This is a genomic window from Viridibacillus sp. FSL R5-0888, from assembly GCF_038009105.1.
Classification (GTDB): Bacteria; Bacillota; Bacilli; order Bacillales_A; family Planococcaceae; genus Viridibacillus; species Viridibacillus arenosi.
In genome coordinates this window covers 87,780-111,799 of sequence record NZ_JBBPAU010000001.1, presented here as the reverse complement: position 1 = coordinate 111,799, position 24,020 = coordinate 87,780, and the positions used below count along the sequence as shown (strand labels likewise).

The window sequence follows — 24,020 nt, the reverse complement described above, 5'->3', positions numbered from 1 at the left end:
TATTAAACACTTAAATAGAGAACAAAGTTGCAACAAAAGTAAGTACTACACTATTGTTCAAATTGAATTTATCAGTAGTTATACAAAGTTACGCACTCTATTAAAAATACCCCTTGAAAAGTATAGGGGACCCCTTATTTTTTTACACTACTAACCACAAAAAAACCTCTCTCTACAAAGTGTAGAAAGAGGTTGAAATTTTATATGAAAGTGAGCCATGTAGGATTCGAACCTACGACCCTCTGATTAAAAGTCAGATGCTCTACCAACTGAGCTAATGGCTCATAAAATTAAAAATGGCTGGGGTACCTGGATTCGAACCAGGGCATGACGGAATCAAAATCCGTTGCCTTACCGCTTGGCTATACCCCAACAATGAATAATGAATATTTTATATAAAAAAATGGTGGAGGGGGACGGATTCGAACCGCCGAACCCGAAGGAGCGGATTTACAGTCCGCCGCGTTTAGCCTCTTCGCTACCCCTCCGAAAAAAATATGGTGGAGGATGACGGGATCGAACCGCCGACCCCCTGCTTGTAAGGCAGGTGCTCTCCCAGCTGAGCTAATCCTCCATGGATATGTAAAATAATTTTTAAAAATGGTGACCCCTACGGGATTCGAACCCGTGTTACCGCCGTGAAAGGGCGGTGTCTTAACCGCTTGACCAAGGGGCCATTAATGCCGTACTGCTTAAAACAGGACAAGAATTATATTAACACTATTTAAATAAAAATGCAATACTTTATTTAAAAATATTAAAAAATTCATCTTACTAAACAAAATTCGATATTTTTCTACTTCTGGATAAATAATTGAAAGCTTCCAACCGGGCTCGAACCGGTGACCTCTTCCTTACCATGGAAGCACTCTACCTGCTGAGCTATGGAAGCATAGACAAAAAAATGGCTCCGAAGGTAGGACTCGAACCTACGACCGATCGGTTAACAGCCGATTGCTCTACCACTGAGCTACTTCGGAACAATAATATTATCGCTTCTTTAGATGTTACTTTTATCGAACACAAATATTATTATAACAGCATATTAAAACATTTCAAGCTATTTAAGGAAAAAAGTTTTAATTATTATGCATTTAAATATACCTATATTTTTTACAGCAATTCTAACTATCATAAAAACCCTATTTAAGCGTTTTAAGGCGTTTTAAGCGTAATCTAACATTAGATTACCAACATATATCGATTATGCTCCTAAAGGCTATTAAAATGATATTTTCATAACAATTGGTGGACTATTTTCAATTTGGATTCTTATACTTTTATACACAAACTCCACTTTTCTGTATAATTCCTGCGCAACTATATTACCATCATTAGCTGCTAGAACTATTCCATTAATAAGCGGATATTTTCCTTTATATACATCGGTAACTGAGATAGTATATTTGTTGCATAACCTTTTCTATAATACAAATAATTTGTTAAGCATGAGCCTAATAAAATTGTATTGGAATTATCTGAGTATGACTACACATCCAAATTATTATGTAAAACAAAGAAACTCAGCATTTCACAATTATAAAATGCAATAATTGGATGCCTGTCTATATCCGTTTTACACAACTCAAGAGTAGCTAATGGCGGATTTGTAAATTGTAGCTGATATTCAGTGATTCAATACTTATCTAATAACTCTGCACATCGATTGTATATGAAAATAAGTTGAAAACGAATTATCTGATGATAAAAAGTTCCATACGCAATATGGAGAAATCAAGAATTCCACAACCCTACCTATTATAACTATTTTCTAAATAAAAAAGCACAACTGATTAAATCAGCTGCGCTTTGATGTGCCTAGCAACGTCCTACTCTCACAGGGGGAAACCCCCAACTACCATCGGCGCTAAAGAGCTTAACTTCCGTGTTCGGCATGGGAACGGGTGTGACCTCTTTGCCATCATCACTAGACTATATTAGAGAACTTGTTCTCTCAAAACTGGATAAATTACATTGAAGTTTGTTAAGTAAAATTTGGTTAAGTCCTCGATCTATTAGTATTCGTCAGCTCCGTATGTCGCCACACTTCCACCTCGAACCTATCTACCTCATCGTCTTTGAGGGATCTTACTTACTTGCGTAATGGGAAATCTCATCTTGAGGGGGGCTTCATGCTTAGATGCTTTCAGCACTTATCCCGTCCACACATAGCTACCCAGCGATGCCCTTGGCAGAACAACTGGTACACCAGCGGTGTGTCCATCCCGGTCCTCTCGTACTAAGGACAGCTCCTCTCAAATTTCCTACGCCCACGACGGATAGGGACCGAACTGTCTCACGACGTTCTGAACCCAGCTCGCGTACCGCTTTAATGGGCGAACAGCCCAACCCTTGGGACCGACTACAGCCCCAGGATGCGATGAGCCGACATCGAGGTGCCAAACCTCCCCGTCGATGTGGACTCTTGGGGGAGATAAGCCTGTTATCCCCGGGGTAGCTTTTATCCGTTGAGCGATGGCCCTTCCATGCGGAACCACCGGATCACTAAGCCCGTCTTTCGACCCTGCTCGACTTGTAGGTCTCGCAGTCAAGCTCCCTTATGCCTTTACACTCTACGAATGATTTCCAACCATTCTGAGGGAACCTTTGGGCGCCTCCGTTACTCTTTAGGAGGCGACCGCCCCAGTCAAACTGCCCGCCTGACACTGTCTCCTACCCCGCTAAGGGGCATGGGTTAGAAGTTCAATACATCTAGGGTAGTATCCCACCAACGCCTCCTCCGAAGCTGGCGCTCCGGAATCTCTGGCTCCTACCTATCCTGTACAAGATGTATCAAAATTCAATATCAGGCTACAGTAAAGCTCCACGGGGTCTTTCCGTCCTGTCGCGGGTAACCTGCATCTTCACAGGTACTATAATTTCACCGAGTCTCTCGTTGAGACAGTGCCCAGATCGTTACGCCTTTCGTGCGGGTCGGAACTTACCCGACAAGGAATTTCGCTACCTTAGGACCGTTATAGTTACGGCCGCCGTTTACTGGGGCTTCAATTCGCACCTTCGCTTGCGCTAAGCACTCCTCTTAACCTTCCAGCACCGGGCAGGCGTCAGCCCCTATACGTCACCTTACGGTTTTGCAGAGACCTGTGTTTTTGCTAAACAGTCGCCTGGGCCTATTCACTGCGGCTCTCTCGGGCTTTCACCCTACTAGAGCACCCCTTCTCCCGAAGTTACGGGGTCATTTTGCCGAGTTCCTTAACGAGAGTTCTCTCGCACACCTTAGGATTCTCTCCTCGACTACCTGTGTCGGTTTGCGGTACGGGCACCTTTTACCTCGCTAGAGGCTTTTCTTGGCAGTGTGAAATCAGGAACTCCGGACATACGTCCTCGTCATCACAGCTCAACGTTATAGAAATGGGATTTGCCTCATTTCACGCCTCACTGCTTGAACATGCATAACCAACAGCATGCTTACCCTATCCTACTGCGTCCCCCCATTGCTCAAATGGTAAATAGGTGGTACAGGAATATCAACCTGTTGTCCATCGCCTACGCCTATCGGCCTCGGCTTAGGTCCCGACTAACCCTGAGCGGACGAGCCTTCCTCAGGAAACCTTAGTCATTCGGTGGACGGGATTCTCACCCGTCTTTCGCTACTCATACCGGCATTCTCACTTCTAAGCGCTCCACCAGTCCTTCCGGTCTGACTTCACAGCACTTAGAACGCTCTCCTACCACGGACATCTAAGATGTCCATCCACAGCTTCGGTGAATTGTTTAGCCCCGATACATTTTCGGCGCAGCGTCACTCGACCAGTGAGCTATTACGCACTCTTTAAATGATGGCTGCTTCTGAGCCAACATCCTGGTTGTCTAAGCAACGTCACATCCTTTTCCACTTAACAATTACTTTGGGACCTTAGCTGGTGGTCTGGGCTGTTTCCCTCTTGACTACGGATCTTATCACTCGCAGTCTGACTCCCGTGCATAAATCACTGGCATTCGGAGTTTGTCTGAATTCGGTAATCCGGGATGGACCCCTAGTTCAAACAGTGCTCTACCTCCAGGATTCTTTATCACGAGGCTAGCCCTAAAGCTATTTCGGAGAGAACCAGCTATCTCCAGGTTCGATTGGAATTTCTCCGCTACCCACACCTCATCCCCGCACTTTTCAACGTACGTGGGTTCGGGCCTCCAGTAAGTGTTACCTTACCTTCACCCTGGACATGGGTAGATCACCTGGTTTCGGGTCTACAACCACATACTCATTCGCCCTATTCAGACTCGCTTTCGCTGCGGCTCCGTCTTCTAAAACTTAACCTCGCATGTAATCGTAACTCGCCGGTTCATTCTACAAAAGGCACGCTATCACCCATTAACGGGCTCTAACTACTTGTAGGCACATGGTTTCAGGATCTATTTCACTCCCCTTCCGGGGTGCTTTTCACCTTTCCCTCACGGTACTGGTTCACTATCGGTCACTAGGTAGTATTTAGCCTTGGGAGATGGTCCTCCCAGATTCCGACGGAATTTCACGTGTTCCGCCGTACTCAGGATACACTCAAGAGAGAATGAACTTTCAACTACAGGGCTGTTACCTGCTCTGGCGGGCCTTTCCAGACCGCTTCGTTTAACTCATTCCTTTGTAACTCCATATAGAGTGTCCTACAACCCCAAGAGGCAAGCCTCTTGGTTTGGGCTATTCCCGTTTCGCTCGCCGCTACTCAGGGAATCGATTTTTCTTTCTCTTCCTCCAGGTACTTAGATGTTTCAGTTCCCTGGGTCTGCCATCAAGACGCTATGTATTCACGTCAAGATACTGCTCCATTACGAACAGTGGGTTCCCCCATTCGGAAATCTCCGGATCAAAGCTCACTTACAGCTCCCCGAAGCATATCGGTGTTAGTGCCGTCCTTCTTCGGCTCCTAGTGCCAAGGCATCCGCCATGCGCCCTTAATAACTTAACCTAAAAGTTAGTTATTAAGCCTAAAAAACTTAATAATAAAAAATGTGTTACTTAATTTGCTTCAATGTCGTTTTATCCAGTTTTCAAAGAACAATATTGGTGGAGCCTAGCGGGATCGAACCGCTGACCTCCTGCGTGCAAGGCAGGCGCTCTCCCAGCTGAGCTAAGGCCCCAAAAAAAGAAAAATGGTGGGCCTAAATGGACTCGAACCATCGACCTCACGCTTATCAGGCGTGCGCTCTAACCAGCTGAGCTATAGGCCCCTTTTTCGGAAAAATATAAGGTTTTATAAACCTTCAAAACTGAACGCAAGACGTTAATCGACAGATCCAAGATCTGTTTCCGTAATTATCCTTAGAAAGGAGGTGATCCAGCCGCACCTTCCGATACGGCTACCTTGTTACGACTTCACCCCAATCATCTATCCCACCTTCGGCGGCTGGCTCCATAAAGGTTACCTCACCGACTTCGGGTGTTACAAACTCTCGTGGTGTGACGGGCGGTGTGTACAAGGCCCGGGAACGTATTCACCGTGGCATGCTGATCCACGATTACTAGCGATTCCGGCTTCATGTAGGCGAGTTGCAGCCTACAATCCGAACTGAGAACGATTTTATGAGATTAGCATACCCTCGCGAGTTAGCGACTCTTTGTATCGTCCATTGTAGCACGTGTGTAGCCCAGGTCATAAGGGGCATGATGATTTGACGTCATCCCCACCTTCCTCCGGTTTGTCACCGGCAGTCACCTTAGAGTGCCCAACTAAATGATGGCAACTAAGATCAAGGGTTGCGCTCGTTGCGGGACTTAACCCAACATCTCACGACACGAGCTGACGACAACCATGCACCACCTGTCACCAATGTCCCCGAAGGGAAAACTCTATCTCTAGAGCGGTCATTGGGATGTCAAGACCTGGTAAGGTTCTTCGCGTTGCTTCGAATTAAACCACATGCTCCACCGCTTGTGCGGGCCCCCGTCAATTCCTTTGAGTTTCAACCTTGCGGCCGTACTCCCCAGGCGGAGTGCTTAATGCGTTAGCTGCAGCACTAAGGGGCGGAAACCCCCTAACACTTAGCACTCATCGTTTACGGCGTGGACTACCAGGGTATCTAATCCTGTTTGCTCCCCACGCTTTCGCGCCTCAGTGTCAGTTACAGACCAGAAAGTCGCCTTCGCCACTGGTGTTCCTCCAAATCTCTACGCATTTCACCGCTACACTTGGAATTCCACTTTCCTCTTCTGCACTCAAGTCTCCCAGTTTCCAATGACCCTCCACGGTTGAGCCGTGGGCTTTCACATCAGACTTAAGAAACCACCTGCGCGCGCTTTACGCCCAATAAATCCGGACAACGCTTGCCACCTACGTATTACCGCGGCTGCTGGCACGTAGTTAGCCGTGGCTTTCTAATAAGGTACCGTCAAGGTACGTTCAGTTACTAACGTACTTGTTCTTCCCTTACAACAGAGTTTTACGATCCGAAAACCTTCATCACTCACGCGGCGTTGCTCCATCAGACTTTCGTCCATTGTGGAAGATTCCCTACTGCTGCCTCCCGTAGGAGTTTGGGCCGTGTCTCAGTCCCAATGTGGCCGATCACCCTCTCAGGTCGGCTATGCATCGTTGCCTTGGTAGGCCATTACCCCACCAACTAGCTAATGCACCGCGGGCCCATCTAGTAGTGACAGCCGAAACCGCCTTTCAGCATTTTGCCATGTGACAAAATGGATTATTCGGTATTAGCCCCGGTTTCCCGGAGTTATCCCAATCTACTAGGTAGGTTGCCCACGTGTTACTCACCCGTCCGCCGCTAAATCAGAAGAAGCAAGCTTCTTCATCATTCGCTCGACTTGCATGTATTAGGCACGCCGCCAGCGTTCGTCCTGAGCCAGGATCAAACTCTCCATAAAAGTAGTTTGAAAGCTCATTAGCTTTGCTAGCGTATCATCCGAAGATGATATCTATTTTTGTTTTGATCCACCAACAGAGTTGATGTTCAAAAACATTTATTGATTAACGTCTTGCATGTTCAGTTTTCAAGGTTCATAAGATATATATGGTGGAGCCTAGCGGGATCGAACCGCTGACCTCCTGCGTGCAAGGCAGGCGCTCTCCCAGCTGAGCTAAGGCCCCGTATGGGTATAAGTAATAATGGTCGGGAAGACAGGATTCGAACCTGCGACCCCTTGGTCCCAAACCAAGTGCTCTACCAAGCTGAGCTACTTCCCGTTAATGGCGCGCCCGGCAGAAGTCGAATCCACAACCTTCTGATCCGTAGTCAGACGCTCTATCCAATTGAGCTACGGGCGCATATATTATCACTTGTATTAAATTAAAAGAAATGGTGCCGAGGACCGGAATCGAACCGGTACGGTAGTCACCTACCGCAGGATTTTAAGTCCTGTGCGTCTGCCAGTTCCGCCACCCCGGCATATTTTGGAGCGGAAGACGAGGTTCGAACTCGCGACCCCCACCTTGGCAAGGTGGTGTTCTACCACTGAACTACTTCCGCAATATGCTGATAAACTTAAAAATTATGGTGCGGGTGAAGGGAGTCGAACCCCCACGCCTTGCGGCGCTAGATCCTAAGTCTAGTGCGTCTGCCAGTTCCGCCACACCCGCATATAATGTTTTTTAAAAAATGGTGAGCCATGTAGGATTCGAACCTACGACCCTCTGATTAAAAGTCAGATGCTCTACCAACTGAGCTAATGGCTCAAATAAAATGAATGGTGCCGGCGAAAGGAGTCGAACCCTCGACCTACTGATTACAAGTCAGTTGCTCTACCAACTGAGCTACACCGGCAATGTTTATTTGAAAAATGGTGGAGGATGACGGGATCGAACCGCCGACCCCCTGCTTGTAAGGCAGGTGCTCTCCCAGCTGAGCTAATCCTCCATATTATTCGCCTAGCAACGTCCTACTCTCACAGGGGGAAACCCCCAACTACCATCGGCGCTAAAGAGCTTAACTTCCGTGTTCGGCATGGGAACGGGTGTGACCTCTTTGCTATCGTCACTAGACTATTTTAAGACAAGAATTATTATATCACTTCACTTAGCTAAAAGCAAGTGTTTTTTAAACTTTTTTAATAAGTTTTTCTTGTTCTCTCAAAACTGGATAAATTACATTGAAGTTTGTTAAGTAAAATTTGGTTAAGTCCTCGATCTATTAGTATTCGTCAGCTCCGTATGTCGCCACACTTCCACCTCGAACCTATCTACCTCATCGTCTTTGAGGGATCTTACTTACTTGCGTAATGGGAAATCTCATCTTGAGGGGGGCTTCATGCTTAGATGCTTTCAGCACTTATCCCGTCCACACATAGCTACCCAGCGATGCCCTTGGCAGAACAACTGGTACACCAGCGGTGTGTCCATCCCGGTCCTCTCGTACTAAGGACAGCTCCTCTCAAATTTCCTACGCCCACGACGGATAGGGACCGAACTGTCTCACGACGTTCTGAACCCAGCTCGCGTACCGCTTTAATGGGCGAACAGCCCAACCCTTGGGACCGACTACAGCCCCAGGATGCGATGAGCCGACATCGAGGTGCCAAACCTCCCCGTCGATGTGGACTCTTGGGGGAGATAAGCCTGTTATCCCCGGGGTAGCTTTTATCCGTTGAGCGATGGCCCTTCCATGCGGAACCACCGGATCACTAAGCCCGTCTTTCGACCCTGCTCGACTTGTAGGTCTCGCAGTCAAGCTCCCTTATGCCTTTACACTCTACGAATGATTTCCAACCATTCTGAGGGAACCTTTGGGCGCCTCCGTTACTCTTTAGGAGGCGACCGCCCCAGTCAAACTGCCCGCCTGACACTGTCTCCTACCCCGCTAAGGGGCATGGGTTAGAAGTTCAATACATCTAGGGTAGTATCCCACCAACGCCTCCTCCGAAGCTGGCGCTCCGGAATCTCTGGCTCCTACCTATCCTGTACAAGATGTATCAAAATTCAATATCAGGCTACAGTAAAGCTCCACGGGGTCTTTCCGTCCTGTCGCGGGTAACCTGCATCTTCACAGGTACTATAATTTCACCGAGTCTCTCGTTGAGACAGTGCCCAGATCGTTACGCCTTTCGTGCGGGTCGGAACTTACCCGACAAGGAATTTCGCTACCTTAGGACCGTTATAGTTACGGCCGCCGTTTACTGGGGCTTCAATTCGCACCTTCGCTTGCGCTAAGCACTCCTCTTAACCTTCCAGCACCGGGCAGGCGTCAGCCCCTATACGTCACCTTACGGTTTTGCAGAGACCTGTGTTTTTGCTAAACAGTCGCCTGGGCCTATTCACTGCGGCTCTCTCGGGCTTTCACCCTACTAGAGCACCCCTTCTCCCGAAGTTACGGGGTCATTTTGCCGAGTTCCTTAACGAGAGTTCTCTCGCACACCTTAGGATTCTCTCCTCGACTACCTGTGTCGGTTTGCGGTACGGGCACCTTTTACCTCGCTAGAGGCTTTTCTTGGCAGTGTGAAATCAGGAACTCCGGACATACGTCCTCGTCATCACAGCTCAACGTTATAGAAATGGGATTTGCCTCATTTCACGCCTCACTGCTTGAACATGCATAACCAACAGCATGCTTACCCTATCCTACTGCGTCCCCCCATTGCTCAAATGGTAAATAGGTGGTACAGGAATATCAACCTGTTGTCCATCGCCTACGCCTATCGGCCTCGGCTTAGGTCCCGACTAACCCTGAGCGGACGAGCCTTCCTCAGGAAACCTTAGTCATTCGGTGGACGGGATTCTCACCCGTCTTTCGCTACTCATACCGGCATTCTCACTTCTAAGCGCTCCACCAGTCCTTCCGGTCTGACTTCACAGCACTTAGAACGCTCTCCTACCACGGACATCTAAGATGTCCATCCACAGCTTCGGTGAATTGTTTAGCCCCGATACATTTTCGGCGCAGCGTCACTCGACCAGTGAGCTATTACGCACTCTTTAAATGATGGCTGCTTCTGAGCCAACATCCTGGTTGTCTAAGCAACGTCACATCCTTTTCCACTTAACAATTACTTTGGGACCTTAGCTGGTGGTCTGGGCTGTTTCCCTCTTGACTACGGATCTTATCACTCGCAGTCTGACTCCCGTGCATAAATCACTGGCATTCGGAGTTTGTCTGAATTCGGTAATCCGGGATGGACCCCTAGTTCAAACAGTGCTCTACCTCCAGGATTCTTTATCACGAGGCTAGCCCTAAAGCTATTTCGGAGAGAACCAGCTATCTCCAGGTTCGATTGGAATTTCTCCGCTACCCACACCTCATCCCCGCACTTTTCAACGTACGTGGGTTCGGGCCTCCAGTAAGTGTTACCTTACCTTCACCCTGGACATGGGTAGATCACCTGGTTTCGGGTCTACAACCACATACTCATTCGCCCTATTCAGACTCGCTTTCGCTGCGGCTCCGTCTTCTAAAACTTAACCTCGCATGTAATCGTAACTCGCCGGTTCATTCTACAAAAGGCACGCTATCACCCATTAACGGGCTCTAACTACTTGTAGGCACATGGTTTCAGGATCTATTTCACTCCCCTTCCGGGGTGCTTTTCACCTTTCCCTCACGGTACTGGTTCACTATCGGTCACTAGGTAGTATTTAGCCTTGGGAGATGGTCCTCCCAGATTCCGACGGAATTTCACGTGTTCCGCCGTACTCAGGATACACTCAAGAGAGAATGAACTTTCAACTACAGGGCTGTTACCTGCTCTGGCGGGCCTTTCCAGACCGCTTCGTTTAACTCATTCCTTTGTAACTCCATATAGAGTGTCCTACAACCCCAAGAGGCAAGCCTCTTGGTTTGGGCTATTCCCGTTTCGCTCGCCGCTACTCAGGGAATCGATTTTTCTTTCTCTTCCTCCAGGTACTTAGATGTTTCAGTTCCCTGGGTCTGCCATCAAGACGCTATGTATTCACGTCAAGATACTGCTCCATTACGAACAGTGGGTTCCCCCATTCGGAAATCTCCGGATCAAAGCTCACTTACAGCTCCCCGAAGCATATCGGTGTTAGTGCCGTCCTTCTTCGGCTCCTAGTGCCAAGGCATCCGCCATGCGCCCTTAATAACTTAACCTAAAAGTTAGTTATTAAGCCTAAAAAACTTAATAATAAAAAATGTGTTACTTAATTTGCTTCAATGTCGTTTTATCCAGTTTTCAAAGAACAAGGTTTTGAAGATCATTTTACAATGAGCCTTCAAAACTGAACGCAAGACGTTAATCGACAGATCCAAGATCTGTTTCCGTAATTATCCTTAGAAAGGAGGTGATCCAGCCGCACCTTCCGATACGGCTACCTTGTTACGACTTCACCCCAATCATCTATCCCACCTTCGGCGGCTGGCTCCATAAAGGTTACCTCACCGACTTCGGGTGTTACAAACTCTCGTGGTGTGACGGGCGGTGTGTACAAGGCCCGGGAACGTATTCACCGTGGCATGCTGATCCACGATTACTAGCGATTCCGGCTTCATGTAGGCGAGTTGCAGCCTACAATCCGAACTGAGAACGATTTTATGAGATTAGCATACCCTCGCGAGTTAGCGACTCTTTGTATCGTCCATTGTAGCACGTGTGTAGCCCAGGTCATAAGGGGCATGATGATTTGACGTCATCCCCACCTTCCTCCGGTTTGTCACCGGCAGTCACCTTAGAGTGCCCAACTAAATGATGGCAACTAAGATCAAGGGTTGCGCTCGTTGCGGGACTTAACCCAACATCTCACGACACGAGCTGACGACAACCATGCACCACCTGTCACCAATGTCCCCGAAGGGAAAACTCTATCTCTAGAGCGGTCATTGGGATGTCAAGACCTGGTAAGGTTCTTCGCGTTGCTTCGAATTAAACCACATGCTCCACCGCTTGTGCGGGCCCCCGTCAATTCCTTTGAGTTTCAACCTTGCGGCCGTACTCCCCAGGCGGAGTGCTTAATGCGTTAGCTGCAGCACTAAGGGGCGGAAACCCCCTAACACTTAGCACTCATCGTTTACGGCGTGGACTACCAGGGTATCTAATCCTGTTTGCTCCCCACGCTTTCGCGCCTCAGTGTCAGTTACAGACCAGAAAGTCGCCTTCGCCACTGGTGTTCCTCCAAATCTCTACGCATTTCACCGCTACACTTGGAATTCCACTTTCCTCTTCTGCACTCAAGTCTCCCAGTTTCCAATGACCCTCCACGGTTGAGCCGTGGGCTTTCACATCAGACTTAAGAAACCACCTGCGCGCGCTTTACGCCCAATAAATCCGGACAACGCTTGCCACCTACGTATTACCGCGGCTGCTGGCACGTAGTTAGCCGTGGCTTTCTAATAAGGTACCGTCAAGGTACGTTCAGTTACTAACGTACTTGTTCTTCCCTTACAACAGAGTTTTACGATCCGAAAACCTTCATCACTCACGCGGCGTTGCTCCATCAGACTTTCGTCCATTGTGGAAGATTCCCTACTGCTGCCTCCCGTAGGAGTTTGGGCCGTGTCTCAGTCCCAATGTGGCCGATCACCCTCTCAGGTCGGCTATGCATCGTTGCCTTGGTAGGCCATTACCCCACCAACTAGCTAATGCACCGCGGGCCCATCTAGTAGTGACAGCCGAAACCGCCTTTCAGCATTTTGCCATGTGACAAAATGGATTATTCGGTATTAGCCCCGGTTTCCCGGAGTTATCCCAATCTACTAGGTAGGTTGCCCACGTGTTACTCACCCGTCCGCCGCTAAATCAGAAGAAGCAAGCTTCTTCATCATTCGCTCGACTTGCATGTATTAGGCACGCCGCCAGCGTTCGTCCTGAGCCAGGATCAAACTCTCCATAAAAGTAGTTTGAAAGCTCATTAGCTTTGCTAGCGTATCATCCGAAGATGATATCTATTTTTTTGTTTTGACCCACCAACAGAGTTGATGTTCAAAAACATTTATTGATTAACGTCTTGCATGTTCAGTTTTCAAGGTTCATTTTGTTTGCCACTTCGTTAGCGACATTCAATATTATATCAGGATAACTTTTCGTTGTCAACAACTTTTTTAAGTTATTTTCAAACCGTTGTTTCAAACTTGTTATCATTGCTTGTTTATCAGCAACTTTTATATCTTATCAAATTCACTACTCAGTGTCAACAACTTTTTTAAGTTATTTTCAAACCGTTTTGTTAGCTAAATTAGCAACTTAATTAATATACCACTATATTAATTCTAATGCAACATCTTTTTTCAAAAAAGTAAACTTATATATAAGTTAATATTAGATGCTTTCAAAAATAGCTTGTCTTCTATTGTAATGAACTTCTTAGTAATTTTCAAACAAAAAGCTAACCACTCTAATAGAACGTAAACAAAAAAGACTCTAGCATTAACTAGAGTCTTTTCTATAAGAAAACCTTAGTATTTAATCACGTGGACGCATTGTAGGGAACAATAATACATCACGTATAGTTTGTGAATTCGTTAACAACATGATTAAGCGATCAATGCCGATACCTAATCCACCTGTTGGCGGCATACCATACTCTAACGCTTCAATGAAGTCATCATCCATTTCGTGCGCTTCGTCATTACCCGCTTCTTTTTCAGCAAGCTGCGCTTCAAAGCGTTCACGTTGATCGATTGGATCATTTAATTCAGTAAAGGCATTTGCATGCTCACGACGTACAATGAATAATTCAAAACGATCTGTGAATCGCTCATCTTCAGGGTTTTTCTTAGCTAACGGAGAAATTTCCACTGGGTGACCATAGATAAATGTAGGTTGAACTAATGTTTCTTCTATTTTTTGTTCGAAGAATTCATTAATAATATGACCCACTTCCATAGAGTCTTTAATTTCAACACCATGTTCTTTTGCATGCGCTCGTGCTTCTTCTTTAGACATTGGAGTCCAGAAGTCTACACCTGTTGCTTCCTTAACTGCATCTACCATGTGCAGACGAGTCCAACCTGGCGCTAAACTAATAACATCGTCGCCATATTGCACATCAGTTGTACCTAATACTTCTTGTGCTACGTGAGAAATTAAATTCTCTGTAAGTGCCATAATGTCACGATAGTCAGCATAAGCTTCATATAATTCAATCATAGTGAATTCTGGGTTATGGCGCGTTGACATACCTTCATTACGGAATACACGACCGATTTCATATACTTTTTCAAGCCCACCAACGATTAATCGTTTTAGATGAAGTTCAATAGCGATACGCATATATAATTCCATATCTAACGAATTGTGATGCGTAATGAAAGGACGAGCGGCTGCTCCACCTGCAATTGTGTGTAGCATTGGTGTTTCTACTTCAAGGTAACCATTACCATCTAAGTAACGGCGGATAGCTTGAATAATTTTTGAGCGAGTAATGAAAGTTTGTTTACTTTCTTCACTCGTCATTAAATCTAAGTAACGTTGACGATAACGTTGCTCTACATCTTTTAAGCCATGGAATTTCTCTGGCATTGGGCGTAGTGATTTAGTTAGGAAAGTAAATTCTAATACTTTAACAGAAAGTTCTCCTACCTGAGTGCGGAAAACATTACCGCGAATACCTACGATGTCTCCTAGGTCCGCTTGTTTAAACAATTCGTATGCTTCTTCACCAATAGCATCTTTCCGAACATAAATTTGTACTTGTCCACCTAAATCTTGAATATGCGCGAAACCAGCTTTACCTTTACCGCGTTTTGTCATAATACGACCCGCGATTACAACTTCATGTAAATCTTCTTCTAATTGTTCTTTAGTAAAATCCACATACTGTTCTTTAATTTCGTTTGATAAATGCGTACGTTCAAAACGGGCACCGAATGGATCTAAGCCGTTTTCTCTAATAGAAGCCATCTTTTGGCGTCTCACCAAAATTTGGTCATTTAATTCTTCAGACACGATATTCACTCCTCATTTTTTGTTCCGCTATGCAGTCCATAATGTACTTATTGTACACAATTTTGCTTAACGATTCACGTCTTTATCATCATTTACTAGTAAATACTTCATAATCCATTAGCTCCTAAAGAAAAAAGCCGTCACTTCAAAGGCGACGACTCGGAGTTCCATTAAATAATATGGATAGCTTTTTCTGCTGCTTCTCGTTCTTCAAATTCTTCTACTAAGGTATTCAGTAATACTCTTAATTCTAACGCTGTCTCAGTTTGGTTAATAGCATTACGTGCCTTACCATTACCGCGAATGCCTTTTAAGTACCACGAAGCATGTTTACGCATTTCACGAACCGCTACAACTTCTCCCTTTAAGGCCATTAGGCGTTCAAAATGAAGAAGACAAACATTGATTTTCTCACGAACACTTGGTTCATCAATTAATTTACCTGATTTCAAATATTCCACTGTACGGTATATCATCCAAGGGTTACCCAGTGCTGCACGACCGATCATAACGCCATCTACCCCAGTTTGTTCAATCATACGTTTCGCATCTTGAGGTGTTTCTACATCTCCATTTCCGATAACAGGAATGTTGACGTTCTCTTTTACTTGACGAATAATATCCCAATTTGCATGACCTTCATACATTTGAACACGTGTACGACCGTGGACAGCAACTGCAGATGCTCCAGCACGTTCTACTGCTTTGGCATTATCGACTGCAAAGACATGCTCGTCATCCCACCCAATACGCATTTTCACGCTGACTGGTTTTTTCACATTATCTACTACTGCCGCTACCATTTCATATACTTTATTTGGATCTAGAAGCAATTTAGCCCCTGCTTCACATTTGATAATTTTATTTACTGGGCACCCCATATTGATGTCGATAATATCCGCCGTTGTATTTTGGTCTACATATTTAGCTGCTTCTACAAGCGTTTCTTTATCGCCACCAAATATTTGTAACGAAAGTGGGTTTTCACGTTCATCGATATAAAGCATACTCATTGTTTTATCATTACGATGAACAATCCCTTTATCTGAAATCATTTCTGCATATACTAAACCCGCTCCAAATTCTTTTACTGTTAGACGGAAAGCCGAATTACAAATACCTGCCATCGGCGCAAGTACTACTCGGTTATCCATAACAATGTCGCCGATTTTGAACGGGTTGTCATTTGTTAATGTCATACTCTGTTTCCTCCATATATGGTTGGTGCTTATTCTCTACCTTTTAATTCGTCCATTTTTATATCAAGCGCTGTCGCTATGATTTGTAACTGTTCTTCTGTTGGCAAACGATCCCCACGTTCAATTTTACCTAAAATTGAAGTAGACATACCAACTTTTTTCGCAAATTCGACCTGCTGAATTCTTTTTAGTTTTCGAAATGCACGAATTCTTCTACCCCAGCGATCGTTTTCCATTGTCGTACGCCTTCTTTCCCAACACTAGATAGCATTGATTGCAACGCTTCGTTTGTTTTAGGATAAATGAGATCTGGAGCGATTTCCAATAATGGTACTAGAACAAAAGCACGTTCATGCATTCTAGGATGCGGAACAATTAGTGTCTTTGTTTGAATATTGTCGTGATTATAAAGCAAAATGTCAAGGTCTATCGTTCTTGGACCCCAACGAATTACGCGCACACGCTTTAACTCATTCTCAATCGCTTGGCACAATTCAAGTGTTTTTTCCGGATTCAACGAAGTACGAATTTGCACAACTATATTAAGGAATGCATCTTGGTCTATAAAGCCAACAGGATCAGTCTCATATACAGAAGACACCGCAACAACTTCCACTTCTGGATGTTCAGTTAGTAACTTGACTGCATGTCGCAAAGTTTGCAATCGCTCGCCTATATTTGAACCTAGCGAAATAAAAACTTCGTTCATTTAAACTCACCTCTTGTCAATTCAACAGATACTTCCCGGTAATGACCTGGAATCGGCGGGTCAGGTTTAATCATTTCTACACGTAACCCTTTTACTCGTCCCTCATATGTAGACAGAATACGAGTCGCTATTTGCTCTGCAACAGCTTCGATTAATTTGTAAGGTTCGCCTTCAACAATTTCTTTGCAAATCATATACACTTCCGCGTAATTCACTGTATATTCAAGCTCATCTGTCTCACCAGCTTGATGTAAATCTACCGCCAGTGATATCGATACCCTAAAACGCTGACCAATAGCAGTTTCGGCAGCTAATACACCATGATAGCCATAAAACTCCATATCTTTTACATGGATATAATCCATTATTAACACTCCACTTCATCATTAAAAATATTATTTCAAGATAAATCTTATCATTCTACATTTGGTTGTTTACCTAATAAGACATCCATCATCCGTGTCATACGAGCGATTTCCTTAACATCATGTACACGTACCATATGGCAACCTTTATCGATTCCGAAGCAGACTGTAGCACCTGTACCTTCCACCCGTTCTGTCACTGGGAGGTCTAAGATATTACCAATCATTCTTTTGCGAGACGTTGCAAGTAATACAGGATAACCCATTTCTACCAATTGCGGCAAAGCCTGCATCATCAATACATTTTCATGATGTGATTTCGCAAATCCAATCCCCGGGTCTAACCAGATGTGTGCATCAGGTACCCCAGCAGCTTTGGCTATTTGCAAACTCTTTTCTAAATCAGCTTTTGCTACCTCCCAGAAATTTGCCCCGTATTCTTCATTGTCGCGGTTATGCATTAAAATAATTGGCACATTTAATTCTGCAGCCACACTAGCAATTTCAGGATCGTACTTAGCTCCCCAAATATCGTTAATTATATGTGCACCTGCTAAAACAGCTTGTCTTGCTACTTCCGCTTTATATGTATCGATTGAGATCAATACATTTACCTCTTTACGAAGCTCTTTAATAATAGGTATAACACGAGCTAATTCTTCTTCGACTGAGATTTGAGTATGCCCAGGGCGAGTTGATTCGCCTCCGATGTCAATAACCTTCGCACCATCTGTGACCATTTGCTTTGCTTGAGCAACTGCTGATTCTAAATCGTTATATTTTCCGCCATCTGAAAAAGAGTCTGGCGTTACATTTAATATACCCATCACAAACGTCTCTTTATGGAAGTCGAGTATATGCCCATCGATAGTTAGTGGTGTTGCGTAATTGTCTAGGTTCATCAAGGTCTTCCTTTCGCATCATTTATGCTTTTAACATACTGCTCGTGTAGAGCTTTGTAAACCGGCCCGTTATTTCCTAGGAAATTTTTCCCTTGCAAAGAGCGGATTGGGATAAGTTCTTGGACGGACGTTGTTATAAAGCACTCGTCCGCTTGTTCTAGCTGCTCTCGAGTAAAGAACCCTTCTATAACCGTTATTTGTTGCATCACTTGCCCGCGCGTAATACCTGGTAAAATACCAGTTTCAATAGAAGGAGTATATACCTTACCATTCGTCACCCAAAAAATATTTGACGTTATACCTTCCGCTACAAAACCTTCTTCATTCACGAAAAACCCTTCCAAATCAGCTAAAGATGGTACTTCAAATCGAGCTAATACATTATTCGCATAGTGATGCGATTTATGGCGGATTGATTGCTCAGGCGTATTACGTTCTGTATTCAACCATACCGCGGATTTCTCTTGCCCTCTTACCATCCTAGGCAAAGATTTACGAAATACAATAACGGTTGGTTCAGTATAACTTGTTGGCTTTAATCCAATATCATGTGCACCTGCCGATACATTCAATCGAAAATAACCATCTTCTCCATCACAACGTTTATCCAACTCACGAATAACTGCTAACAATTCATCAAAGCTATAAGGCAATACGATATGATAATCATCTAATGCTCGTTGCAACCTTTTACAGTGATCTTCCCAGAGAAATACGTCTCCTTCATAGGTACGAAATGTTTCAAAGAAGCCTAATCCATACAAAAAGCCGTGATCAAATGGCGAAATCCTTAAATCCTCACTCTGTACATACTCTCCGTTCATCCAACACCACATTAATTACCACTTCCTTCAGTAACCTCACAATAGCACTCGATAAAGTTTTGCAATATCTTCTTACCTTCCTCTGTCATAATTGACTCCGGATGGTACTGAACACCTTCAACCGGATAATCCTTATGACGAATCCCCATAATTTCACCTTCTGCTGTCGACGAAGTAATTTCAAGGCACTCAGGTAAAGTCTCACGTTCAACAATTAGTGAATGATAACGCGTTGCTTGAAATGGATTTGGTAGCCCTCTATTTACACCTTTACTATCATGCTGTACAGGTGATGTTTTACCATGCATTAAACGTTCTGCACGAATAACTTTCCCACCAAATACTTGCGCAATTGCTTGATGCCCTAGACAGACACCAAAAATTGGAATGCTCCCTGCAAAATGAGCAATGATTTCTAGACTTCTACCGGCTTCATTCGGACTACAAGGCCCTGGTGAGATAACAATCATAACAGGCGCAAGCTTTGCAATCTCCTGCACTGTTAGCTCATCATTTCTTTTCACAATAAGCTCTTGTCCAAATTCACCAAAATATTGCACGAGATTATAGGTAAATGAATCATAGTTATCAATCATTAAAATCATACGTTACACTCCTCCGCCATTGCCTTCGCTTGCCATAAAGCTTTTGCCTTGTTTAGAGATTCAATATATTCATTAGTAGGAATAGAATCAATCACAATACCCGCACCCGCTTGTATATACGCCATCTCTTCTTTAATAAAAGCTGTACGGATAACGATATTCAGTTCTAAATCACCGTTGTATCCTAGCCAACCTATCGACCCTGTGTATAACCCCCGACGAACTGTTTCAAGTTCCTCAATAATTTCCATCGTTCGAATTTTTGGTGCACCTGTAATTGTGCCGCCAGGGAAAAGCGCTCTTACTACATCTGCATTTGAACAATTTTCATCTACAATGCCCCTTACATTCGAAACAATGTGCATAACATGCGAATATCTCTCAATCACCATAAACTCATTCACTTCAACGGTTCCATATTTTGAGACACGACCTAAATCATTACGCTCTAGATCAACGAGCATAACATGTTCAGCGCGTTCCTTTTCATTATCAATTAATTCCTGTGCCAATCGTTCATCTTCAACGATATCTTTCCCTCTCGGACGAGTTCCTGCTATCGGCCGAGTTGAAAGCTCCTGCCCTTTTTTCTTCACAAGTAATTCAGGAGAACCTGAAACAACAGCAAACTCAGGGGATTGGATAAATGCCATATACGGAGAAGGATTAAACGAACGTAGCGCCTCATACATTTGCATAGGTTCTGCACCAAGCTCTTTTGCTTGTCTAACGGACAGATTCACTTGGAATACATCACCTTGCGCAATATAGTTTTGCACTTTACGGACAGCCTCTTCAAAAACATCAGCCGATAGAGACACTTGTAATTTTGTTACATCATGCACAACATCAGTAGCCGCACCCTCCGCAAATTTTTGTGATTTTAGCCCCTTCTCTCCTGCCAGTTGCCAATCGCGTTCACGTTTCGCAAGGTCAACATCGCTAGAAGAAAGCTTCATCAAATGAACTTGTTCCTCCGCTACATCATATACCGCCCATTCATCGAATAGATAAAAATACAAATCTGGTATCTGCAGATCATCCTCCGCTAGGTTTGGCAGGTTCTCAATTTTTCGTGCATAGTCGTATGAGATAAATCCTGCTGCACCACCTTGGAAATCAGGGAAATCCACATTAACAGGCAATTTATATTCATCTATTAAAGCTTCCAATAAATGTAGCGATTCTCCTACTCGTGTTTCCTCTTGTCCATCGCGCCAGGAAATCAGTAAGCCGTCATCAGTCGAACGTACTACAGCCATCGGGTTCCATCCTGCCACTGACTGCTGACCGCCGCGGCCACTTTCTAATAACAAATGATATTTTTCATCTTTTACAAGTTCCTTAAACGCATAAAAGAACGACTGCTTGTCCATCGAAAAAGATGGGTAGTTGATTAATGATAAGCTCAAGAAATCTTCCTCCAATTAATTAAATCTATATTTTAACTTCACAAATTTCACTTTATAAATTACACCAACATCTAACAGTATATGAAAATGAAAGTCAGAGAGCAAAGTTCTAGAGAAAATATAAACAAAAATAAAAAAACAGGGCACGAATATGCCCCGCTTAGAAGTTAATGAAGTTGAATTAGTCGTCAAAATGGTAAAGAGGCGTACTTAAGTATCGTTCTCCATTCGATGGAAGAATCGCTAAAACGTTTCTACCTTTACCAAGACGTTTGGCTGTTTCAATTGCCGCGAAAATAGCTGCACCAGATGAAATACCACCTAATACTCCTTCTTCTTTAGCAATTTTACGTGCTGTATCAAATGCAGCGTCATTTTCCACAGGGAAGATCGAAGTATAGATTTCAGTATTCAACACTTTCGGAACAAAACCTGCTCCGATCCCTTGTATTTTATGAGGTCCCGGTTGTGCCCCAGCTAAAACTTGAGAATCTTTTGGTTCTACTGCGATAATTTCAATTTCAGGATATTTTTCTTTTAATACTTCCCCTACACCTGTAATTGTACCGCCAGTACCAACTCCAGCAATAAACGCATCAAGATTTAAGCCATCAAATGCTTCAACTATTTCTGGACCAGTTGTTACACGGTGAACTTCAGCGTTTGAAGGGTTTTCAAATTGTTGAGGAACAAACCAACCATTTTGTTCAGAAAGCTCATTCGCCTTTGCAATTGCACCTTTCATCCCTTCAGCGCCAGGTGTTAAAACAAGATCCGCTCCGTAAGCACGTAGTAAATTGCGACGTTCCATACTCATTGTATCAGGCATTACTAACACTGCTTTATATCCCTTAGCAGCCGCTACCATTGCAAGACCAATACCAGTATTACCACTTGTCGGCTCAATTAATGTGCTTCCTTCTTTTAACTTACCAGCTTTTTCAGCAGCTTCAATCATCGCTAAAGCAATACGGTCTTTAACACTGCTGCCCGGGTTAAAGTATTCTAGTTTTACGTAAACATTACCGTCATTTGGTCCTGTTACATTATTCAATTTCACGATTGGCGTTTTACCAATTAAATCTGTTACTGAATTAACTAATCTACTCATCTTTTACTCACTCCTAATTCCTAGTAATTTTATAGGTTTTAAATTATCTTAATTTTACAACCTATTGGTTACGTTTGTCAAATGAAAAACTATTTACTCTACTAAAAATGCAATCTATATTCCTAAGCAACAAATCCCACCCAATAAACCCTAAAGATTATTCCTTGTAGACGTGTATATTCATTCCACTCATGTAAAATAAAAAAGACTACTCTACAATTAGTATGTGCAGAGTAGTCTAGATATCATTATTTTATAAGTCTTTGTCATGTATCAATATGTCTTCACAATATAAACATTTAGGCATTTAATTAAGATACAGACTAACTTAAATTACATTCTTCAGAATAGATTTACTATCATTTTAAGAATTAATTTCTGTTATGAATCCTTCTAATTCTTCTTTTGAGTATTGGTACTTTTCTTGACAGAAGTGACAATGAGCTTCTGCTTTTCCATCTTCTTCAATCATATCACGTATTTCTTTTTCACCTAAGCTAAGGATAGCTGCGCCAAAACGTTCTTTTGAACAGCTACATTCAAATTTCACTGGCATTGTATCTAGCATTTGAACATTATCTTCACCTAGTACAGCTTTTAAGATTTCTTCAGGAGTGAACCCTTTTTGAATCATTTTAGAAACCGGTTCGATTTTCGATAATTGATTTTCAATTTGAGTAATCGTTTCATCATCTACACCAGGTAGCAGTTGTATGATAAATCCACCAGCCGCCAGGATAGAATCATCTGTATTTACCAACACACCAAGACCTACTGATGAAGGTACCTGTTCAGATGTAGCAAAATAATATGTGAAATCTTCTGCAATTTCACCAGAAACAATCGGCACTTGTCCAGAAAAGAAGTCACGTAAACCTAAGTCTTTCACAACTGTTAATGCACCCTCAGTACCAACAGCTCGGCGTACATCTAGTTTTCCTTGAGGATTCAAATCAAATTCTACATGCGGATTTGTAACATAACCACGAACTTCACCTTGTGCATTCGCGTCTACGATCATCGAACCAATTGGTCCATTACCTTCAACTTTAACAGTGATTTTATCTTCACCTTTTAACATAGCACCCATCATCACTGATGCAGTCATTGTACGACCAAGTGCCGCAGAAGTTGTTGGCCAAGTATCATGACGACGTTGTGCTTCCCCAACCGTTTCAGTTGTACTCACAGCAAATGCACGCACACTATTATTAAACCCTAACGCTCTTACTAAATAATCTCCCACTCTTATATTCCTCTTTTCTTATTGATTTCTCTTATATATTATACGCAATCCCTTTAAAGTTAAAAATGGATCAACAATATCGATAATTGTTGATTCTTTCGCAATTAATGAAGCAAGTCCACCCGTTGCAATTACAAGTGGTTCCTTCTTATTCTGCACCTTCATTCGACTAACGATACCTTCTACTTGTCCAACATAACCGTAAACGATACCGGATTGCATAGCAGATACCGTATTCTTTCCAATAACATTACCAGGTCGCATAATTTCAACACGCGGCAATTTAGAAGCACGTGCAAATAACGCTTCTGTTGAAATATTAATCCCTGGCGCAATTGCCCCACCCATATAGTCACCTTTATCATTCAAATAACAATAAGTTGTTGCCGTACCGAAATCTACAATAATCAGTGGCGATTCATACTCATGAAGTGCAGCTACAGCATTCACGATACGATCAGCACCAACTTCCCTCGGATTTTCATATTTGATATTCAGACCTGTTTTCACACCAGGTCCAACAATCAATGGCTCTAGCGAAAAATACTTACGACACATTGCCTCTAGTGAAAACATTATCGGAGGCACTACTGAAGAAATAATAATACCATCTATATCAGCAAAAGATAAATCCACATGTGTGAACAATGATTTAACCTGCATTGCATATTCATCTTCTGTCTTATGCGGGTCAGTTTCCATACGCCAATGATGCATAAGTTTGTCATCGTTAAATATACCAAGTGAAATATTCGTATTCCCAGTATCCATTACTAAAATCATCAACCCAAGCCTCACTTACATACAGTTTTCTGAAAGAATCATAACATATTTTGGCCTAATAAAAGAA

12 protein-coding genes, 18 tRNA genes and 6 rRNA genes are annotated in these 24,020 nt (G+C 43.6%); all 36 read right to left on the bottom strand.

The features are described from left to right. Positions 1-211: 211 nt before the first annotated feature. Positions 212-284: transfer RNA gene (locus MKY02_RS00600), tRNA-Lys, on the bottom strand. A 13-nt stretch (positions 285-297) separates the two neighbouring features. Continuing rightward, a tRNA-Gln gene (locus tag MKY02_RS00595) sits at positions 298-372 on the bottom strand. 32 nt (positions 373-404) lie between these two features. Then, positions 405-488: transfer RNA gene (locus tag MKY02_RS00590), tRNA-Tyr, on the bottom strand. Between the two features lie 10 nt (positions 489-498). Continuing rightward, positions 499-574 (bottom strand) — tRNA-Val (locus tag MKY02_RS00585). Positions 575-601: 27 nt separating this feature from the next. Beyond that, positions 602-676: transfer RNA gene (locus MKY02_RS00580), tRNA-Glu, on the bottom strand. Positions 677-819: 143 nt separating this feature from the next. After that, positions 820-892 (bottom strand) — tRNA-Thr (locus tag MKY02_RS00575). 13 nt (positions 893-905) lie between these two features. Then, positions 906-980: transfer RNA gene (locus MKY02_RS00570), tRNA-Asn, on the bottom strand. Positions 981-1,816: 836 nt separating this feature from the next. Next, positions 1,817-1,932, bottom strand: a 5S ribosomal RNA gene (rrf, locus tag MKY02_RS00565). Positions 1,933-1,995: 63 nt separating this feature from the next. Next, positions 1,996-4,925 (bottom strand): 23S ribosomal RNA (locus tag MKY02_RS00560). 96 nt (positions 4,926-5,021) lie between these two features. Next, a tRNA-Ala gene (locus tag MKY02_RS00555) sits at positions 5,022-5,097 on the bottom strand. Between the two features lie 13 nt (positions 5,098-5,110). Beyond that, positions 5,111-5,187 (bottom strand) — tRNA-Ile (locus MKY02_RS00550). A gap of 95 nt (positions 5,188-5,282) precedes the next feature. After that, positions 5,283-6,835: ribosomal RNA gene (locus MKY02_RS00545) — 16S ribosomal RNA — on the bottom strand. A 147-nt stretch (positions 6,836-6,982) separates the two neighbouring features. Further along, positions 6,983-7,058, bottom strand: a tRNA-Ala gene (locus MKY02_RS00540). 19 nt (positions 7,059-7,077) lie between these two features. Next, positions 7,078-7,154: transfer RNA gene (locus MKY02_RS00535), tRNA-Pro, on the bottom strand. Positions 7,155-7,158: 4 nt separating this feature from the next. Then, positions 7,159-7,235, bottom strand: a tRNA-Arg gene (locus MKY02_RS00530). Positions 7,236-7,267: 32 nt separating this feature from the next. Continuing rightward, positions 7,268-7,356: transfer RNA gene (locus MKY02_RS00525), tRNA-Leu, on the bottom strand. A 6-nt stretch (positions 7,357-7,362) separates the two neighbouring features. Beyond that, a tRNA-Gly gene (locus MKY02_RS00520) sits at positions 7,363-7,437 on the bottom strand. 25 nt (positions 7,438-7,462) lie between these two features. Further along, positions 7,463-7,547: transfer RNA gene (locus MKY02_RS00515), tRNA-Leu, on the bottom strand. A gap of 20 nt (positions 7,548-7,567) precedes the next feature. Further along, positions 7,568-7,643: transfer RNA gene (locus tag MKY02_RS00510), tRNA-Lys, on the bottom strand. Positions 7,644-7,655: 12 nt separating this feature from the next. Then, positions 7,656-7,731, bottom strand: a tRNA-Thr gene (locus MKY02_RS00505). Positions 7,732-7,748: 17 nt separating this feature from the next. Next, positions 7,749-7,824: transfer RNA gene (locus MKY02_RS00500), tRNA-Val, on the bottom strand. 9 nt (positions 7,825-7,833) lie between these two features. Beyond that, positions 7,834-7,949: ribosomal RNA gene (gene rrf, locus MKY02_RS00495) — 5S ribosomal RNA — on the bottom strand. A 128-nt stretch (positions 7,950-8,077) separates the two neighbouring features. Then, a 23S ribosomal RNA gene (locus MKY02_RS00490) occupies positions 8,078-11,007 on the bottom strand. Positions 11,008-11,191: 184 nt separating this feature from the next. Continuing rightward, a 16S ribosomal RNA gene (locus MKY02_RS00485) occupies positions 11,192-12,744 on the bottom strand. Together the 16S, 23S and 5S rRNA genes with 11 tRNA genes alongside form the textbook arrangement of a ribosomal RNA operon. 568 nt (positions 12,745-13,312) lie before the next feature. Next, on the bottom strand, positions 13,313-14,797 hold the full coding sequence (gene lysS / locus MKY02_RS00480; RefSeq protein WP_445329601.1) for a lysine--tRNA ligase: 1,485 nt from the start codon (positions 14,795-14,797) through the stop codon (positions 13,313-13,315). A 170-nt stretch (positions 14,798-14,967) separates the two neighbouring features. Further along, entirely contained in the window at positions 14,968-15,996 is a 1,029-nt protein-coding gene (gene dusB / locus MKY02_RS00475) for a tRNA dihydrouridine synthase DusB (protein ID WP_076065984.1), read from the bottom strand. Positions 15,997-16,025: 29 nt separating this feature from the next. Next, positions 16,026-16,232, bottom strand: a complete 207-nt coding sequence (locus tag MKY02_RS00470; protein ID WP_038179310.1) for a helix-turn-helix domain-containing protein — start codon at positions 16,230-16,232, stop codon at positions 16,026-16,028. After that, positions 16,184-16,705, bottom strand: coding sequence for a 2-amino-4-hydroxy-6-hydroxymethyldihydropteridine diphosphokinase (folK, locus tag MKY02_RS00465; protein ID WP_038179308.1), 522 nt, complete (start codon positions 16,703-16,705; stop codon positions 16,184-16,186). The genes MKY02_RS00470 and folK overlap by 49 nt, the downstream gene beginning before the upstream one ends. Beyond that, positions 16,702-17,070, bottom strand: coding sequence for a dihydroneopterin aldolase (gene folB / locus MKY02_RS00460; protein WP_038179306.1), 369 nt, complete (start codon positions 17,068-17,070; stop codon positions 16,702-16,704). Before folB ends, folK begins: the two co-directional genes overlap by 4 nt. A 50-nt stretch (positions 17,071-17,120) precedes the next feature. Further along, positions 17,121-17,972 (bottom strand): dihydropteroate synthase, encoded by an 852-nt coding sequence (gene folP / locus MKY02_RS00455; RefSeq protein ID WP_340710451.1) that lies wholly within the window; start codon positions 17,970-17,972, stop codon positions 17,121-17,123. After that, complete coding sequence (gene pabC, locus MKY02_RS00450; protein WP_038179302.1) at positions 17,972-18,808, bottom strand: aminodeoxychorismate lyase; 837 nt, start codon at positions 18,806-18,808, stop codon at positions 17,972-17,974. Before pabC ends, folP begins: the two co-directional genes overlap by 1 nt. Then, positions 18,808-19,401: an aminodeoxychorismate/anthranilate synthase component II gene (gene pabA / locus MKY02_RS00445; protein ID WP_038179300.1), complete on the bottom strand. Its 594-nt coding sequence runs from the start codon at positions 19,399-19,401 to the stop codon at positions 18,808-18,810. The genes pabC and pabA overlap by 1 nt, the downstream gene beginning before the upstream one ends. After that, entirely contained in the window at positions 19,398-20,777 is a 1,380-nt protein-coding gene (locus MKY02_RS00440) for an anthranilate synthase component I family protein (protein WP_076035408.1), read from the bottom strand. The genes pabA and MKY02_RS00440 overlap by 4 nt, the downstream gene beginning before the upstream one ends. A gap of 217 nt (positions 20,778-20,994) precedes the next feature. Further along, the gene (cysK, locus tag MKY02_RS00435) at positions 20,995-21,924 is read right to left on the bottom strand and encodes a cysteine synthase A (protein ID WP_038179298.1); all 930 of its coding nucleotides are present in this window, start codon (positions 21,922-21,924) and stop codon (positions 20,995-20,997) included. Positions 21,925-22,288: 364 nt separating this feature from the next. Then, positions 22,289-23,170 (bottom strand): Hsp33 family molecular chaperone HslO, encoded by an 882-nt coding sequence (hslO, locus tag MKY02_RS00430; protein WP_038179296.1) that lies wholly within the window; start codon positions 23,168-23,170, stop codon positions 22,289-22,291. An 18-nt stretch (positions 23,171-23,188) separates the two neighbouring features. Then, entirely contained in the window at positions 23,189-23,953 is a 765-nt protein-coding gene (locus MKY02_RS00425) for a type III pantothenate kinase (protein ID WP_179078297.1), read from the bottom strand. Between the last annotated feature and the right edge of the window lie 67 nt (positions 23,954-24,020).

Coding starts and splice junctions, on each gene's coding strand:
- MKY02_RS00425 (WP_179078297.1), bottom strand. CDS start 23,953: ATGATTTTAGTAATGGATACTGGGAATACGAATATTTCACTTGGTATA.
- pabA (WP_038179300.1), bottom strand. CDS start 19,401: ATGATTTTAATGATTGATAACTATGATTCATTTACCTATAATCTCGTG.
- cysK (WP_038179298.1), bottom strand. CDS start 21,924: ATGAGTAGATTAGTTAATTCAGTAACAGATTTAATTGGTAAAACGCCA.
- MKY02_RS00440 (WP_076035408.1), bottom strand. CDS start 20,777: ATGGACAAGCAGTCGTTCTTTTATGCGTTTAAGGAACTTGTAAAAGAT.
- dusB (WP_076065984.1), bottom strand. CDS start 15,996: ATGACATTAACAAATGACAACCCGTTCAAAATCGGCGACATTGTTATG.
- folK (WP_038179308.1), bottom strand. CDS start 16,705: ATGAACGAAGTTTTTATTTCGCTAGGTTCAAATATAGGCGAGCGATTG.
- folB (WP_038179306.1), bottom strand. CDS start 17,070: ATGGATTATATCCATGTAAAAGATATGGAGTTTTATGGCTATCATGGT.
- pabC (WP_038179302.1), bottom strand. CDS start 18,808: ATGTGGTGTTGGATGAACGGAGAGTATGTACAGAGTGAGGATTTAAGG.
- folP (WP_340710451.1), bottom strand. CDS start 17,972: ATGAACCTAGACAATTACGCAACACCACTAACTATCGATGGGCATATA.
- MKY02_RS00470 (WP_038179310.1), bottom strand. CDS start 16,232: ATGGAAAACGATCGCTGGGGTAGAAGAATTCGTGCATTTCGAAAACTA.